Here is a 15,949-nt window from a genome sequence, read left to right as displayed (position 1 = left end):
CCTGCCACTACATCTCCTGTCTAGGAGGCGACAGCAGTGGGCCGCGCCTCGGGTTTAGCTATGACGCATGGTCATCGGAACTTCACGGTGTGCTCATGTTCTTCGCTACCTGTTCTGTTGCCGGGCGATCGAGTCGAACCACTCGACCACCGCGGAGGTGTCCGGCGAACTGGTGATGCGCAACGCTCGAACGAACGCCCGCCGCCGGATTGCCACGTGCAGACACTGTTGGTCGGGATGCAGCCACGCACCCCGCCCGGGCAGATTACCCGCTGCGTCGACCGAGACGGCGTGATTGCCATCTCCGTCGTGAACAGCGGCCACTCGAAGCAGTTCGACGGCCAGCCCACGTTTCCGGCATCCGACACACGTACGCACTGGTCCTTGGGGACTTTGGTGCAGCCGCGCTCGGGGAACCGAACTCTCGCGCTGGATCACGGTTCAGTCTACCGTCACGATTGCCGCAGAAAGAAACGCGTGCCCGCTACCCCTCGCGGGAGGCGCCGTGCGAGGCCTCCTCGTCGGGTGATGGCGCCGCGTCACTGCGAATGTCGATCCGCCAGCCGGTGAGGCGAGCCGCCAGTCGGGCGTTCTGCCCTTCCTTGCCGATTGCGAGCGACAACTGGAAGTCGGGTACGACGACACGTGCAGCCCTCGCCGCCTCGTCGATGACGGACACCGACACCACCTTCGCCGGTGAGAGTGCGTTGGCCACGAACCTCGCGGGGCTCTCGTCGTAGTCGATGATGTCGATCTTCTCGCCGGACAGTTCGCTCATCACGTTGCGCACGCGCTGTCCCATCGGACCGATGCAGGCGCCCTTGGCGTTGAGTCCCGAGACCCGGGACGTCACTGCGATCTTGGAGCGGTGGCCGGCCTCACGCGCGACTGCGACGATCTCCACGGAGTTGTCGGCGATCTCCGGCACCTCCAACGAGAACAGCTTGCGTACGAGGTTCGGATGGGTACGGGACAGCTCGATCTTGGGTTCGCGCGCGCCACGGGTCACGCCGATGACATAGCAGCGCAACCGATCGCCATGCTCGTAAGACTCCCCCGGGACCTGCTCGGCGGGCCGGATGACGCCCTCGGATCCCTTCGCCTCGGTGCCGAGACGCACGATGACGTTTCCGCGCGTGTTCTCCCGCGCGTCGCGTTGGACGACGCCGCCGACGATGTCACCTTCCCTGGCCGAGAACTCTCCGTACATCCGTTCGTTCTCGGCGTCACGGAATCGCTGCAACATGACCTGGCGGGCAGTGGTCGCCGCGACACGGCCGAAACCCTCTGGGGTGTCATCCCATTCGCTGATCAGGTTGCCGGCTTCGTCGGTCTCCCTCGCGAGGACCTTCACCACGCCGCTCTTGCGGTCGATGTCGATGCGGGCCTCGGCCTCGTGGCCCTGGGTGTGCCGGTACGCAGTCAACAGCGCGGACTTGATGGTCTCGAGCAGTTCTTCGACCGAGATCCCCCGGTCCACTTCGATGGCATGCAGCGCACCCATGTCGATGTTCACTCTTCAACCTCCTTGCCAGACACCCCGGCCAACTCGAGCTCGAGCGGGTTCGGTGGTGAGAACTCAACCTGGACAACGGCATTGGCGACGTCGTCGATTGAAAGTTCGCGAATGTTCAGACCTGAGCGACGGTCGGCGACCACCAGTCGCACCACACCGTCCGCGACCTCACCGAGGCGGCCCGTCACCTGCGACCCGTCGATGAGCGTCACCTCGACCTTGCGCCCTTGGGCACGGCGGTAGTGGCGTTCCGACACCAGCGGACGGTCCACCCCCCGCGACGTGACTTCCAGGAGGTAGGGCGCTTCATCCGCCGAGTCGTCGAGCTGATCCAGCAGCTCGGAGGCCAACCGGGACAAGGTCGCCAACGCGTCCAGATTCAGACCTCGGTCACCGTCGGCGATCACGATCACCTTGGGAGGGCGCGCGGTGGCGTCGATGACGACGTCCTCGACTTCGTAACCGGCGCGAGCGAACTCGCCTTCGAGCAGCTCGGCCACCTGTTGCTGCGACGGCAACCGCGCAGACCGCAGCGGAATCTCCGATGCCACGGTGAGCTCCTCGTCTTGAGTTGTACGGACACGGTCACACGAGACTCTCTCATGGACCCAGCGTGGAACCGAGTATCAACGATACGCCCGCTGCGGAGACGCAATTGGCAAACGTCCGGCACGGTGATGCGCATCGGCGGCAGCGTGGGCCGCGGGGACGGGATGGCAGGATGTTGCTGTGCCGAGCGTCCTCCCCACCGTCAGCAGGCGGCGAATGCTCGTCGGCGGGGCAGCATTGGCGCTGCTCGGCGGCACCGTCGCCACCGCGTGCGGCTCGAGTCCGCCCGCCAAGGACATCGATGCGCTGCTCGGTCAGCTCAAGCGAGCTCAGTCCGACGGCGAGTTGGCCGGCAACGCCGCCACTGCGGCTCCCCGGAAGCTCGCCGCGGCTCTCAACGCCGTCGCGGGGCAGCGCGCCGCGCACGCCAAGGCGCTCAGCGACGAGATAACCAGGATCTCGGGCGAGGCCCCACCGACCACGTCGGCCTCGTCGGCCTCGTCGGCCACGTCGGCCACGTCGGCCACGTTTTCACCGTCGGCCCCGATTACCACGTCAGGGCCGCCCCCCAAACCTCCCACCGCCGCGGACGTGGTCGCGGCGCTTCAGCAGTCCGCCGAAGGGGCGTCCCTGCTGGCCACCCAGCAGTCGGGCTACCGGGCGGGGCTCCTCGGCTCCATCGCCGCGGCGTGCACCGCGGCTGCCACGGTCGCGTTGACCGGCTCTGGGCAGGCGTCGTGACCTCGCCAGGGGCGACGCCGTCGCCGAGTGCATCACGGCCATCGGACGCCGCGGACGCCGCCCTGTTCGACGCCGTCGCGAACGAGCATGGCGTCATCTACGGCTACGGCCTGGTGTCCGCCCGTTCGTCACCCGACGCCAACGCCCTGGTGTCCGAGTCGCTGGCCGGGCACCGCGAGCTACGCGAGGAGGCCGTCGCGAAGCTCACCGGCCGCAACGTGACGGCGCCCATTCCGGCGATGGGCTACCAGATGCCGATCGACGTCGACAGCCCCACCGACGCGGCGAAGTTGGCCGTCCGGATGGAGGAGGACTCCGCGGTGGCCTGGCGCGCGGTCCTGGAACGGGCCAACAGCGCCGGGGACCGCGAGCTGGCGGTCACCGCCTTGAAGCGGGCCGCGGTGACCGCGGCCAAGTGGCGCCTGGTGCTCGGCGTCGTCCCGCTCACGGTCGCGTTCCCGGGCGGCACCGAATAGCTAGCCGGCGAGCTTGGCCGCGATCGCGGCCGCTGCCCCGTCGACCGGTATCTCCTGCACCTCGCCGGTGAACCGGTTGCGCAGCTCGACGACACCGTCTGCCCAGCCGCGGCCGACCACGACGATCCATGGCACGCCGAGAAGCTCGGCGTCCTTGAACTTCACGCCCGGCGACGCCTTGCGGTCGTCGAGCAGCGGCGCCACCCCGAGCAAGTCCAGTTGCCCTGCCAGTTCGGTCGCCCCGGCCCGCGCTCCGTCGTCCTTGTTGGCGATGACCACGTGCACGTCGAACGGCGCCACCGAAGACGGCCAACGCAGGCCGATGGCGTCGTGGTTCTGTTCCGCGAGGACCGCCACCATCCTGGACACCCCGATGCCGTAGGAGCCCATGGTGAGCCGCACCGGTTTGCCGTCCTCAGAGAGGACGTCGGCCTTGAAGGCTTCCGCGTACTTGCGGCCCAGCTGGAAGATGTGGCCGATCTCGATGCCCCGCGACGTCACCAACGGGCCCGCCCCGTCCGGTGAGGGATCGCCGTCGCGCACCTCGGCAGCCTCGATCGTGCCGTCGGGGATGAAATCGCGGCCGGCGACAAGGCCCACCACGTGCTTGCCCAACTCGTCGGCCCCGGTGATCCAGGCCGTGCCGTCCACCACTCTCGGATCGACGAGGTAGCGAACGCCGTTGGCCAGCAAGCCCTTCGGACCGATATAGCCCTTGGCCAGGAAGGGATTGCCTGCGAAGTCGGCGTCGTCGAGCAGCGCGTACTCGGCGGGCTCGATGGCCGCGCCCAACCGCTTGTCGTCGACCTCGCGGTCCCCCGGCACGCCGATCGCCAGCAGCTCCCACTCCCCGCCCGGTTCGCGCACCTTGAGCAGGATGTTCTTCAGTGTGTCCGCAGCAGTGACGGAGCGGCCGGCAAACTCGGCGAGGTCTGCGCCATTGGCCCAGTCGACCAGGGTGGCGATCGTCGGGGTGTCGCCGGTGTCGTGAACGACGGCCTCGGGCAGGCCGTCGAACGGGATGGCGTCGGGCTGCGCGGTGATGACGGCTTCGACGTTGGCCGCGTAGCCGGACTGCGGGCACCGCACGAAGGTGTCTTCGCCGACCTCGCTCTCGGCCAGGAACTCCTCGGATGCGCTGCCGCCCATGGCGCCGGAAACGGCCGACACGATGACGTACTTGACGCCAAGCCTCGCGAAGATCCTCTGGTACGCCTCGCGGTGGGCGTGGTACGCCTTCTTGAGCCCGTCATCGTCCACGTCGAACGAGTACGAGTCCTTCATCACGAACTCGCGGCCACGCAGGATCCCTGCCCGCGGCCTGGCTTCGTCGCGGTACTTGGTCTGAATCTGGTAGAGCCGCAACGGGAAGTCCTTGTAAGAGCTGTACTCCCCCTTCACGGTGAGCGTGAAGATCTCCTCGTGAGTGGGGCCGAGGAGATAGTCGTTGCCGCGGCGGTCCTTGAGGCGGAACAGTGTGTCGCCGTACTCCGTCCACCGGTTCGTCGTCTCGTACGGTGCACGCGGCAGCAGGGCGGGCAACAGGATCTCTTGTCCGCCAATGGCATTCATCTCGTCGCGGACGATCTGCTCGATCTTGCGGAAGACGCGCAGACCCAGGGGCAGCCAGCTGTACAGACCGGGCCCGATGGGTCGGACGTAGCCTGCCCGGATAAGCAGCTTGTGGCTGGGCACTTCGGCGTCGGCGGGGTCGTCGCGCAGAGTGCGCAAGAAGAGCTCGGACATGCGGGTGATCACAGCCGCCAACCCTACTTAGTCGCGTCCCTGCCACGTGCAGACGCACACCTCGTTGCCCTCCGGGTCGGCCAGCACCCAGAAGGCGGGCGCGGCCTCCGCGGACAGCAGCGTCCCTCCGGCGGCGAGCGTCGCGTCGATCCGCGAATGCGCCAGTTCGGGCGCAACGTCGACGTCGAGGTGGATGCGATTGCGCTGTGGCCGCGGCCCGTCCATCTGTTGAAACCAGATCGCGGGTCCACGCCGGAGCGGATCCAGTAGCGCGCCGTCGGGCAGGTCCGGAGGGCAGGAGCGAAGCGACCCGGGAAGTTGGTCGAAGGGGCCGGGTACCTCGACGTAGCCGGTGACGGCCTTCCAGAACGGCCGGATCAAGGGGATGTCGAGTGCGTCGATGGCGATCTCGATCGCCTGTGGGACCGCGGTGTCGTCACCGGGTTCGGTGCGCAGCTCGCGTGCGGCGAGGGCGACCGTCACCGTCTGCGCCAGTCGCACATCGTGCTCGGTGACGAACCCCGTGGCGGCGGTCTGCAGACCCAGCACGACCCGGTCGGCGTGCAGATCGAGGCTGAGGTGCCCGTCGCCGTCTGCCCCGACGGCTGAGACTGCGGCCACTGCCGCCTCGGCAGCCGCCGACAACGACGGCACCCGCACGTGCGTCACCACCGCCCCCAGGATCAGCCGCCAACCCAGGGGGTCGACCGCGTCGGAAATCTGCTGACGGGTGAGAGAGTCGTCCACGGCGTCACGCTAGCGCGCCGTCATGACACGAACTCCTCACAGCTCGCCGGCCTCGACGGCTTCCTTGGTGTGCTGGGCGCGCGCGATGTCACGGGCCGAGAACCCGATCCAGAATGCGGCGACACCGACCACGACCGAGATGCCAGCCACCCACAGCAATGAGTAGGTGTAGCCCTCGCTGAGCGCGTCGAGCTGGGCTGGCGTCATGTTCTTGACGGGACCGGTCGTCCCGCCGAGGTAGAGCGTGCGCGACGTCTGCACCGCCATGATCGCCACCAGGACCAGGGGCCCGCCGAGGTTCTGCACCATCAGCGTGATGGCCGACACCGGGCCGATCTCGCGGGGCCCGACGCCTGCCACTGCACACAGCGGCAGGATCACCGAGATCAGGCCGATCCCGAACCCGCCGAGCACGATCGGGACGAACAGGTCGGGGAAGTACGGGATGGTGCGGTCCAGCGTGGAGCCGTAAAGCATGGCCGCCAGGACGAACAGCCCGCCGCCGATGATCAGCCACCGGGGCGCGAACATCGGTGCCAGCTTGGTGGCCAACACGTTGCCGACGCCGACGGCCACCGCGAACGGCAGGAAGCAGATGCCTGCGCGCAGCGCGGAGTAGCCGAGCACGTCCTGCGCCAGAAGGCCGACCATGACGGTCACCGTCAGCAGCACGCCACCGCCGAGGAACCAGGAGATGAACGTCATGACGCGGTTGCGGTCGTTGAAGACGGAGAATGGCACCAGGGGGTTCTCGGCGGTCCGCTCGACCACCAGGAATCCGATGAAGAAGAGGGCCGCTGCGACGGCGGCTCCGATCACCCAGGGATCGACCCATCCGCGCGGGGGGCCCTGGGTGAAGACGAAGACGGCGGACGCGCAACCGAGGGTGGCGAGGATCGCCCCGGCGATGTCCAGTTTGAGCCGCTCGTGGTGCGTCTCCCCGATGCGCAGAGCAGCGATCACGATGATCACGATCCCCACTGGGACGTTGATGAGGAATGCCAGGCGCCACGAGATCACGGTCAGCAGACCGCCGAGGACGAGGCCGAGCACAGAACCGGTTGCCTGCATGGCCGCCGACACCGCCATGGCCTGGTTGCGAGCGCTTCCGACGGCGTAGGTGGTGGCGATGAGCGCGAAGCCGGTCGGGGCGGACACCGCTGCTCCGACGCCCTGCAGGGCCCGGGCGACGATCAGGGTGTATTCGTCGCCTGCCAGCCCGCACACCAACGACGCGATGGTGAAGACGCCGACACCGGACAGGAATGCCCGCTTGTGCCCGATGGCGTCTCCGACGCGGCCGCCGAGGAGCAGCAGGCCGCCGAAGGCCAGCACGTAGGCGGTGATGACCCAGCTCTTGCCCGCGTCGGAAAGGTCGAGATCGGCCTGCATCTGCGGCAGCGCCACGATGACGATCGTGCCGTCGAGCGTCGACATGAGCTGCATGCCGGTGATGGCGATGATCGCGATGCCCAGAACCGACGACGACAGCGGAGCGGCCGCGTGGTCAGTCGACCCTGAAGACCCACCCGCGGAAGACATTGCCGTCACCCTACCCAGGCGCGGCAGGGGCGAAACGGGAGACTGACCAGGCCGGGGCTACCCGATGTCGGCGGTCGCGGCGTTGTTGCGCTGCGGCACTAGCTCGTCGAGTCGTCCTCTGAGCGCCTCGGTGACCAGTTGCCAGGCGTCGGATCCGAGGATCAGGCGCCGGGGTGGTTCGGCGGAGTCACCGGCCCGGATGATCGCCGCCACGGTGTTCTGCTGGCTGTCGACCATCTCGTCGGTGGACATGGGCGGCCGGTCGGCGGGGCCGCCGAGGTAGGGCTCGCTGAGCGGCACGCGCGTCGCGGCGTCGAAGAACCCCGTGCGGACGACGCCGGGCTCGACCAGGGTGGTGCGGATGCCGAACGGGGCGACCTCCTGCGCCAGCGCCTCATAGAAGCCCTCGATGCCCCACTTGGTCACGTGGTAGAGCGAGAAGGCGGGAAAGGCGAGGTGCGCGCCCATGCTCGACATCTGCATCAACAGGCCACCGCCCTGAGCCCGCAGATGCGGCAGTGCCGCCCTGGCCAATTGCACGGATCCGGTCAGGTTCGTCGCGATCATGCGGTCGATCTGTTCGTCGCTCAGATCCTCGGCGGCGCCGAACACCCCGTAACCCGCGTTGGAGACCACGACGTCGATCCGGTCGTGGGCGCCAAAGGCGTCGTCGACGACCGCACGAACGCCCGACGTGTCGGTCACGTCGAGCGCGTTGACCCACAGCCGGTCGCCGTAGCGCCCGGCTAGGTCGTCGAGCAGCCGTATGTCGCGAGCCGTCGCCGCGACGCGATCGCCGTGAGCCAGGAGTTGTTCGACCAGTTCGCGGCCCATGCCACGGGACGCTCCGGCGATGAACCAGGTTTTCGGCATGTCCTCTTCCTTCTCCGTCGTCTTCGAGCTTCGCTTGGGACAACGACTGTCAACACGGTGACAATCCATTCCTCGGATGAGAGCTTCGGATCGAACCCATACGCTGATCACATGGCTGATGTGAGTCGGGTGGACGAGATGACGCTGGCGGGGTTGCGGGTGTGCCGAGAGATCGCACTGCTCGGCTCGTTCACTGCCGCCGCACGATCCCTTGGTTACTCGCAGCCGGCCATCTCGCGTCAGGTCGCCGCGATGGAGGCGGCGGCGGGCATACCACTCTTCGTCCGCGAGGCCCGCGGTGTCAGTCTCAGCGCAGCGGGCAGTGCGGTGGTCGGGCACGCCGGGCGCATCCTTGGCGACGTGGATTCGTTGCGACGCGATCTCGAGGGTCTGGGCGACCGTCTGGCAGGACGGGTTCGGGTCGGGGTCTTCCCCACTGCCGCAGCGGTTCTCGCACCCAGGACGCTCGCTCGGCTCGCCGTCGAGCACCCCGGGTTATCGGTGCGGTTGAGCGAAGGGTCCACCCCTGCGCTGCTCCGCGACCTGCGCAACGGACGACTCGTGATTGCGGTCATCGGAGTCGGCGCCGGACTGCCCGAGTACGACCTGGACGGGCTGGCGACGCACCGGGTGTTCGCAGGCGATCTATGCGTGGCCGTTCCGGTGGGGCATCGACTGGCCGCGCACGCGAGCAGCGAGAACGGCACCGCGGTGTCCGTCCACGAGTTGGTCGGAGAGAAGTGGGTGATCGGCGAGGGATCGGCGGGCGATCCTCAGTTCACGGCATGGCCGACGTTGCCCGATCCGGTGGTGGCCCATCGCGCGAGGAGCTGGCCTGCGCGCCTGGGACTGGTCGCGGCCGGGTTGGGCATCTGCTTGGTGCCCGAACTGGCCGCTCCATCGGTGCCCCACGGCGTGACGACCGTTCATGTCGACGACCCGAACTGGCTGGGTCGCCTGACGCTCGCCGTCAGTCGACCGGAGCCGACCGACGAGGTGCGCGCGATCGTCGACGCGCTGGAGGCCGCGGGCCGCACCATCCGTGCGGAAACCGGGCGTCGGCGATCGAGCTAGATCTCGCCGGAGTCGATCGCTTCCTTGACTTCCTGTGCCTGCGCGACCTGCTGGGCCGTGTACCCGATGAACAGTGCGACCACTCCGACGATGACCGCCACGGCCGCGACCCACAGGAGACCATAGGTGTAGCCCTGGTCGAGCGCGTGCAGTTGCGCGACGTCCATGTTCTTCACCGGGCCGGTGGTGCCGCCGAGGAACAGGGTCCGCGACGTGATGACGGCTTGGATGATCGCCAGCACCACGGGGCCGCCGAGACTCTGCAGCATCAGCGCGATCGCCGAGACCGGGCCGATCTCGTCGAAGGCGACGCCCGCGATCGCCGACACCGTGAGCGGTACGACGATCATGCCGATGCCGAAGCCACCGACGGTGATCGGTATGACCAGGTTCGGGAAGTACGGGATGTCGCCGTTGAGCGTTGAGCCGTAGATCATCGCTGCGAGGACGAACACACCGCCGACGATCACCAGCACGCGCGGCGGAAAGATCGACACCAGGTAGGACGACAAACCGAGGCCAACGCCGAGCGCGATGACGAACGGAATGAAGCCGATACCCGCGCGAAGGGCGCTGTAGCCCATGATGTCCTGCACGTACAGGCCGATGAGCACCGTCAGCGTGAACATGACGCCGCCGGCGAGGAACACCGCTGCGAACGTGGCGACCCGGTTGCGGTCGCGGAAGAGGCTGAACGGCACGACGGGGTTGACCGCGGTGCGCTCGACGTAGACGAACGCGGTGAAGAACACCATCGCCGCGAGGCCGGAGCCGAGCGTCAGCATGGACGACCAGCCCTTCTCCGGACCCATCGAGAACCCGAAGACGGCGGCCGTGCACGCGAGCGTCGCCAGAATGGCGCCTGCGGCGTCGAGCTTCATCCGTTCGCGGTGCGTCTCGCGCAAGGTCCGGACAGCTAGGTAGATCATCAGCAGGCCGATCGGGACGTTCACCAGGAACGCCCACCGCCAGGACACCTCGGTCAGGGCGCCACCGACGACGAGCCCCAACACCGAGCCGACGCCGGTCATCGCGGCGAAGACCGCGGTGGCCGTATTGCGCGCAGGCCCCTTGGGGAACGTGGTGGCGATGAGGGCGAGCCCGGTCGGCGAGGCGATCGCCGCGCCGACGCCCTGGGCCAGTCGGGCAGTGACGAGGGTGGTCTCATCCCATGCCACACCGCACAGGATCGAGGCGATGGTGAAGAGGGCGACGCCCACGATGAAGGTGCGCTTGCGTCCGATCGTGTCGCCGAGGCGGCCGCCGAGGAGCATCAGGCCGCCGAAGGTCAGCACATACGCCGTGATGACCCAGCTGCGGCCAGCGTCGGAGAGATTGAGCTCGTCCTGAATCTTCGGGAGCGCGACGATCGCCACGGTGCTGTCCATGGTGGCCAGCAGCTGCATGCCACCGATCGCGATGACCGCGGCGAGGAATCGCCGCGACGGCAGCCACGTCGGATACCAGCTGCTCTTCACGATCTGGGCCTGCGTAACGGGGGTCGGTAGCGCTCGCCCGTCGGCGCCTTCCACATCGCGTTCGATGGCGGCGCGCGCTGCGTCATTGAGAGCCGTCATAGCCGATTACCTTACAGTAATCTTAAGAATCCTTAATTGGCGAAGGCGGCCACGGCCCCGATCACGATGATCGCGGGAGGCCGGATGCCCTCAGCCCGGATGCGTTCCGGCGCGTCGGCAAGGGTGGTCCGCAGCGTCCGCTGCGCCGCGGTGGTCCCGTGCTGGACCACCAGAACCGGCGTTTCCGCAGGCCTGCCGCCTTCCAACAGCACCTTGGCGAACAGCTCGATTCGTTCGACGGCCATCAGCAGGACGATCGTGCCCGACAGCGCCGCCAGCGCATTCCAATTCACTAACGATTCGGGGTGCCCCGGCGCAACATGGCCGCTGACCACCACGAACTCGTGGGTGACGCCGCGGTGGGTGACCGGAACGCCGGCCAACGCGGGGACGGATATGGCACTCGTCACACCGGGCACCACGGTCACCGGGATGCCCGCATCCGTGCACGCGATGACCTCTTCCTGACCGCGGGCGAACACGAATGGGTCACCACCCTTGAGTCGCACGACGAACTTGCCCGCCCTGGCGCGGTCGATCAGCACGTCGTTGATCGCGTCCTGAGCCATCGCGCGCCCGTACGGAATCTTCGAGGCGTCGATCACCTCGACGTGGGGGGCGAGTTCTGCCAGCAACTCGGGCGGGGCCAGCCGGTCGGCGACCACCACGTCCGCCTGCGCCAACAGCCGTCGGCCCCGCACCGTGATCAACTCGGGGTCGCCGGGTCCCCCACCGACCAGGGCGACCGCACCGCGCAGACCTTCTGTCACTTCGTCGGTGATGACGCCGCTCTGGAGCGCCTCGTGGATCGCCGAGCGGATCGCCGCCGAACGACGGTGCTCACCGCCGGCCAGCACCCCGACGCTGAGTCCGTCGTACTCGAAGGTCGCAGGCGTCACGGCGGTGCCGTCCCTGGCGACGTCGGCTCGCACGCAGAAAATCCTCGAGCGCTCGGCCTCGGCGACCACGGCTTCGTTGACCGCCGGGTCACTGGTCGCGGCGATCGCGTACCAGGCGCCGCCGAGGTCGCCGTCGCGGAAGTCACGCAACTCGAGGGTGATTCCGTTCCTCAACTCGGCGAAGGCCTCGACGGCAGGCGTCGCCTCGCGGGTGACGACGTGGACGTCGGCCCCGTTGGCGAGCAGCAGGGGTATCCGACGCTGGGCGACACTGCCTCCGCCGACGACGACGACCTTCTTGCCGTCCAGGCGAAGTCCGGCGAGGTAGGCGTTCTCGGTCACCCGGCGAGCTTAGAGGTTGCGGCCACGGGCTCGGATACGCGACTCCGCCGCGGCAACGAAGCGGGTTGCCGCGCGGGGGTGGGCGGCCGCGTGTGCATGGAGGTACGCGGCGTGCACCCCGGCGGTGATCACGCCGTCGGTGACCGAAGCCCCGGCACCGTTCCGAAAGGCCCAGGCCGGTGTGCATTCGCCGGCGAATGTCACTGCGGTGCGATGGAATTCGTGCCCTACCACCCGTGTCCCCGCTTGATGCAGCGGCGAGTCGACGAGCGCGACGGCGTCACGGTACCCCAGCGTCAACCACTCGGTGAAGCGGGCGGTGCCAGGGAGCACTCCGCACATCGGATGTCCGTCGAGGTCGTCGACCAGATACGTCAGGCCTGCACACTCCGCATGAATCGGCGCACCGCGTCCCGCAATGTCCTTGATCTGTTGTCGCACAATGCCGTTCGCAGACAGCTCGGTAGTGAACTCCTCGGGGAACCCGCCGGGAATCACCAGCGCGTCGGCGCCGGGAGGCAACGACCCCGTCAGCGGGTCGAACTCGACCACGTCGGCGCCCGCGGCCAGGAGCAACTCGGCGTGTTCGGGATAGCCGAACGTGAACGCCCGCCCGGCAGCCATTGCGACAGTGACGGGGCCGGTGACCGGCTCCGCGACGGCGGGAGTCCACGGCTCGGCCTGCACGTGCGAGGCCGCGACGGCCGCCACGGCGGCGAGGTCGACATGACGGGCGACGAGGGCGGACATCGCCTCGACCGCCTCGCGGGCGCGCTGACCGTGTTCAGTTGCCGTCACCAGGCCGAGGTGCCTGGACGGAATGGACAGCTCATCGGCTCGCGGGATCGCGCCGAGCACCGGAACGCCGGCGTGTTCGCAGGCCTGCCGGAGAACCTCCTCGTGCCGTGGCGAACCCACCCGGTTCAAGATGACGCCTGCCATGCGCACGGAGCGGTCGAACGTCGAGAACCCGTGCAGCAGCGCGGCGATGCTGTGGCTCTGGCCACGGGCGTCGACGACCAGCACCACTGGCGCACCGAGCAGGCCCGCGACGTGTGCCGTCGACCCGCGGGCGGGACCGGAGGCGTGCGCATCGATGCGGCCGTCGAACAGACCCATCACACCCTCGACGACCGCCACGTCGGCATCGGAGCTGCCGTGCCGGTAGAGGGGCCCGATCAGGTGGTCGCCGACCATGACGGGATCCAGATTGCGGCCCGGCCGCCCTGCGGCCAGCGCGTGGTAGCCGGGGTCGATGAAGTCGGGGCCCACCTTGAACGGGGCGACCGTGCGGCCGGCGTTCCGCAGTGCACCCATCAGGCCGGTGGCCACCGTGGTCTTGCCGCTGCCGGAGGCCGGCGCGGCGATCACGACCGCTGGAGTGCTCACCGAACCCGCCGCGAGCGTGCGTGCTCGCACGCGCAGGGTCGGCGCGTCGCGCACAGACACGCACGCTCGCGCCAGAGGGAAGGCCAGAAGGAAGGGGTCACCATTCGATCCCGCGTTGGCCCTTGCGGCCCGCGTCCATCGGGTGCTTGACCTTCGTCATCTCGGTCACCAGATCGGCGGCGTCGAGCAGCTGCTGCGGGGCATCGCGGCCGGTGATCACCACGTGCTGATTGCCCGGTCGGTCGGCCAGCGTGGCGACGACCTCGTTGACGTCGACCCAGCCCCACTTCAGGGGATAGGTGAACTCGTCGAGCACGTAGAAGTCGTGGCGCTGTTCGGCGAGCCGCCGCGAGATCTCGGCCCAGCCGTCGGCCGCGTCCCCGGCGTGGTCGACCTCTGATCCGTGCTTGCGCGACCACGACCAACCGGAGCCCATCTTGTGCCACTCCACGGGCCCGCCGATACCGTGCTCGTCGTGCACGCGGCCGAGTTCGCGAAATGCCGCCTCCTCGCCCACCTTCCACTTCGCACTCTTGACGAACTGGAACACCGCGACGTCGAAACCCTGATTCCAGGCGCGCAACGCCATGCCGAAGGCGGCGGTCGACTTGCCCTTGCCGGGTCCGGTGTGGACGGCGAGCAGCGGCGCGTTGCGACGCGCCCGGGTGGTCAGGCCGTCGGCGGGGACGGCGAGCGGTTGGCCCTGTGGCATCGGAATCTCCCTGTGCTGGATCAGGCGGCGCGATCGTCCTGTGACTTGACCAGCCGCGTCAGTCCGTCGGCTCGAAGCTGCGCGAGCCGCACCGCGGGCGCGCCCAGCTGGGTGGCCAGTTGCCCGGCCAAACCCAGTCGCACGTAGGACGTCTCGCAGTCAACCACAACCGCCGCCGCGCCCTCCGCGACGAGCATGGCTGCGGCGGTCCGGGTCCGTCCGAGTGGATCGGGACCACCCGTCGCCCTGCCGTCGGTCAGTATCACCACCAGGCTGCGACGAGCGCGGTCACGTGCCTTCTCCCGCACCACCACGTCCCTGGCCGCCAAAAGTCCTTGCGCCAGCGGCGTCTTGCCTCCGGTGTCGAAGTGCGCCAGCCGCCTGCTGGCGATGTGCACCGACGACGTGGGCGGTAGGAGCATCTGCGCCTGCTGCCCGCGGAAGGTGACGACGGCGACCTTGTCCCGGCGTTGATAGGCATCCCGCAGGAGCGAGAGCGTGGCACCACCGACGGCGGACATGCGATCGCGCGCTGCCATCGATCCCGACGCGTCGACGACGAAGATCACCAGATTGCCTTCGCGCCCTTCACGAATCGAACGGCGCAGGTCGGCGGCACCGAGCCGGAGACGCCCCGGCTCGGTCTGCCTGCCCGCCGCGGCCAGCAGCGTGCCGAAGACGTGCAGCCCGTGGCCGGACTCCGGATCGTCGGTGGCCGACACCGGGGTGCCCATCCGGTTGCGCGCCCGGGAGCGACGACCCGGCGCGCCCTCTCCAACTCCGGGCACCACCAGCGCCTTGGCGCGGAAGGTGGCCGACGGGGCGGCGTTGGGTCGTGAGCCGCCGGACGGCGATTTACGCTGTGGTGCAGAGTCATTGGCGGGCTCGGCGCCAGCACCGTCAGGCGCTCCTCCCCCGCCACCCGGCGGGTCGGGCTCCGGTTCGGGTTCGGGTTCCTCGGCTGTTTGGCCTGCCTGCTGCATCGCGTCGTCGAGCTGATCTGGGTCGAGACCGGGATCGTCGAACGGGTCACGCCTGCGCCGGTGCGGAAGCGCGAGCTCGGCGGCGACGCGGATGTCCTCCTCCTCGACGAGATCTGCGCCCCGCCAGGCGGCGTGCGCGACTGCCGTCCTGGCCACCACGAGGTCGGCGCGCATTCCGTCGACGTCGAACGCCGCACAGAGCGCAGCGATGCGCCGCAATTCGCTGTCCGGCAACACCACCGCGCCGACCATGCTGCGCGCCAACGCGATCCGCCGGGACAGATCGACGTCATCGGGGGCGTAACGCGCGGCGAAACCGTCGGGGTCGGCCTCGAAGTCCATGCGGCGCCGGATCACCTCGACGCGGGTGTCCACGTCGCGGGACGCGTAGACGTCGACCGTCAGGCCGAACCGGTCGAGCAGCTGCGGACGCAGTTCGCCCTCTTCGGGATTCATGGTGCCGACGAGCATGAACTTGGCCTCGTGACTGTGCGAGACACCGTCACGCTCGACGTGCACCCGGCCCATGGCCGCCGCATCGAGCAGGACGTCGACGAGGTGGTCGTGCAGCAGGTTGACCTCGTCGACGTACAGAACACCGCCGTGCGCGCGCGCCAGCAACCCTGGCGAGAACGCATGCTCGCCGTCGCGCAGCACGCGCTGCAGGTCCAGCGATCCCACCACGCGGTCCTCCGTGGCGCCGATCGGCAGTTCCACCAGCCGGGCGCCCTCGTCGACCGCGGAGAGTACCTGGGCCAATCCGCGCACCGCCGTCGACTTCGC

The 15,949-nt window shown here is 68.7% G+C and carries 15 protein-coding genes; 3 read left to right on the top strand and 12 right to left on the bottom strand.

All coding sequences use genetic code 11. The features are described from left to right. Positions 1 to 105: 105 nt before the first annotated feature. From QOI01_RS29490 to rimP, 3 genes are all read right to left on the bottom strand, one after another. Positions 106 to 324, bottom strand: coding sequence for a DUF448 domain-containing protein (locus QOI01_RS29490; RefSeq protein WP_526386689.1), 219 nt, complete (start codon positions 322 to 324; stop codon positions 106 to 108). 160 nt (positions 325 to 484) lie between these two features. Further along, positions 485 to 1,516 carry a transcription termination factor NusA gene (gene nusA / locus QOI01_RS29485; RefSeq protein WP_526386688.1) on the bottom strand — a complete coding sequence of 344 codons (1,032 nt, stop codon included), beginning with the start codon at positions 1,514 to 1,516 and terminating at the stop codon, positions 485 to 487. After that, entirely contained in the window at positions 1,513 to 2,067 is a 555-nt protein-coding gene (gene rimP, locus QOI01_RS29480; RefSeq protein ID WP_526386687.1) for a ribosome maturation factor RimP, read from the bottom strand. The genes nusA and rimP overlap by 4 nt, the downstream gene beginning before the upstream one ends. 178 nt (positions 2,068 to 2,245) lie before the next feature. Here rimP and QOI01_RS29475 point away from each other — a divergent pair, with 178 nt between their 5' ends. Beyond that, positions 2,246 to 2,806, top strand: coding sequence for a hypothetical protein (locus QOI01_RS29475; RefSeq protein ID WP_526386686.1), 561 nt, complete (start codon positions 2,246 to 2,248; stop codon positions 2,804 to 2,806). Further along, complete coding sequence (locus QOI01_RS29470) at positions 2,803 to 3,282, top strand: ferritin-like domain-containing protein (RefSeq protein WP_526386685.1); 480 nt, start codon at positions 2,803 to 2,805, stop codon at positions 3,280 to 3,282. Before QOI01_RS29475 ends, QOI01_RS29470 begins: the two co-directional genes overlap by 4 nt. Here QOI01_RS29470 and QOI01_RS29465 read toward each other — a convergent pair whose 3' ends face one another. From QOI01_RS29465 to QOI01_RS29450, 4 genes are read right to left on the bottom strand one after another with little or no spacing between them, the layout of a single operon-like run. Beyond that, on the bottom strand, positions 3,283 to 5,040 hold the full coding sequence (locus QOI01_RS29465) for a proline--tRNA ligase (RefSeq protein ID WP_526386684.1): 1,758 nt from the start codon (positions 5,038 to 5,040) through the stop codon (positions 3,283 to 3,285). A gap of 15 nt (positions 5,041 to 5,055) precedes the next feature. Next, entirely contained in the window at positions 5,056 to 5,775 is a 720-nt protein-coding gene (locus QOI01_RS29460; RefSeq protein WP_526386683.1) for a VOC family protein, read from the bottom strand. A gap of 36 nt (positions 5,776 to 5,811) precedes the next feature. After that, on the bottom strand, positions 5,812 to 7,317 hold the full coding sequence (locus QOI01_RS29455) for an MFS transporter (RefSeq protein WP_526386682.1): 1,506 nt from the start codon (positions 7,315 to 7,317) through the stop codon (positions 5,812 to 5,814). A gap of 57 nt (positions 7,318 to 7,374) precedes the next feature. Further along, complete coding sequence (locus tag QOI01_RS29450) at positions 7,375 to 8,190, bottom strand: SDR family oxidoreductase (protein ID WP_526386681.1); 816 nt, start codon at positions 8,188 to 8,190, stop codon at positions 7,375 to 7,377. Positions 8,191 to 8,301: 111 nt separating this feature from the next. On the opposite strand from QOI01_RS29450, the gene QOI01_RS29445 reads away from it, so the two are divergent. Next, positions 8,302 to 9,264 carry a LysR family transcriptional regulator gene (locus QOI01_RS29445; RefSeq protein ID WP_526386680.1) on the top strand — a complete coding sequence of 321 codons (963 nt, stop codon included), beginning with the start codon at positions 8,302 to 8,304 and terminating at the stop codon, positions 9,262 to 9,264. Here the strand turns inward: QOI01_RS29445 and QOI01_RS29440 are convergent. From QOI01_RS29440 to QOI01_RS29420, 5 genes are all read right to left on the bottom strand, one after another. After that, complete coding sequence (locus QOI01_RS29440; protein ID WP_526386679.1) at positions 9,261 to 10,841, bottom strand: MFS transporter; 1,581 nt, start codon at positions 10,839 to 10,841, stop codon at positions 9,261 to 9,263. The two genes, QOI01_RS29445 and QOI01_RS29440, sit on opposite strands and share 4 nt — an antisense overlap. Before the next feature lie 32 nt (positions 10,842 to 10,873). Then, a complete protein-coding gene (gene cobA / locus QOI01_RS29435; RefSeq protein WP_526386678.1) occupies positions 10,874 to 12,082 on the bottom strand; it encodes a uroporphyrinogen-III C-methyltransferase in 1,209 nt (402 codons plus the stop codon). A 9-nt stretch (positions 12,083 to 12,091) separates the two neighbouring features. Continuing rightward, on the bottom strand, positions 12,092 to 13,471 hold the full coding sequence (locus tag QOI01_RS29430; RefSeq protein ID WP_526386677.1) for a cobyrinic acid a,c-diamide synthase CobB: 1,380 nt from the start codon (positions 13,469 to 13,471) through the stop codon (positions 12,092 to 12,094). A gap of 97 nt (positions 13,472 to 13,568) precedes the next feature. Beyond that, on the bottom strand, positions 13,569 to 14,183 hold the full coding sequence (gene cobO / locus QOI01_RS29425) for a cob(I)yrinic acid a,c-diamide adenosyltransferase (RefSeq protein WP_526386676.1): 615 nt from the start codon (positions 14,181 to 14,183) through the stop codon (positions 13,569 to 13,571). A 20-nt stretch (positions 14,184 to 14,203) separates the two neighbouring features. Next, on the bottom strand, positions 14,204 to 15,949 hold a 1,746-nt coding region (locus tag QOI01_RS29420), incomplete at its 5' end, for a VWA domain-containing protein (protein ID WP_526386675.1).

The sequence above is a fragment of the Mycobacterium sp. genome (assembly GCF_032162605.1).
Lineage (GTDB): Bacteria > Actinomycetota > Actinomycetes > Mycobacteriales > Mycobacteriaceae > Mycobacterium.
This window is presented reverse-complemented; position numbering and strand designations above follow the sequence as displayed.

Bases quoted from the DNA above. Each gene is read 5' to 3' on its own strand.
- QOI01_RS29455 (WP_526386682.1), bottom strand. From the start codon at position 7,317: ATGTCTTCCGCGGGTGGGTCTTCAGGGTCGACTGACCACGCGGCCGCT.
- QOI01_RS29440 (WP_526386679.1), bottom strand. From the start codon at position 10,841: ATGACGGCTCTCAATGACGCAGCGCGCGCCGCCATCGAACGCGATGTG.
- cobO (WP_526386676.1), bottom strand. From the start codon at position 14,183: ATGCCACAGGGCCAACCGCTCGCCGTCCCCGCCGACGGCCTGACCACC.
- QOI01_RS29445 (WP_526386680.1), top strand. From the start codon at position 8,302: ATGGCTGATGTGAGTCGGGTGGACGAGATGACGCTGGCGGGGTTGCGG.
- QOI01_RS29450 (WP_526386681.1), bottom strand. From the start codon at position 8,190: ATGCCGAAAACCTGGTTCATCGCCGGAGCGTCCCGTGGCATGGGCCGC.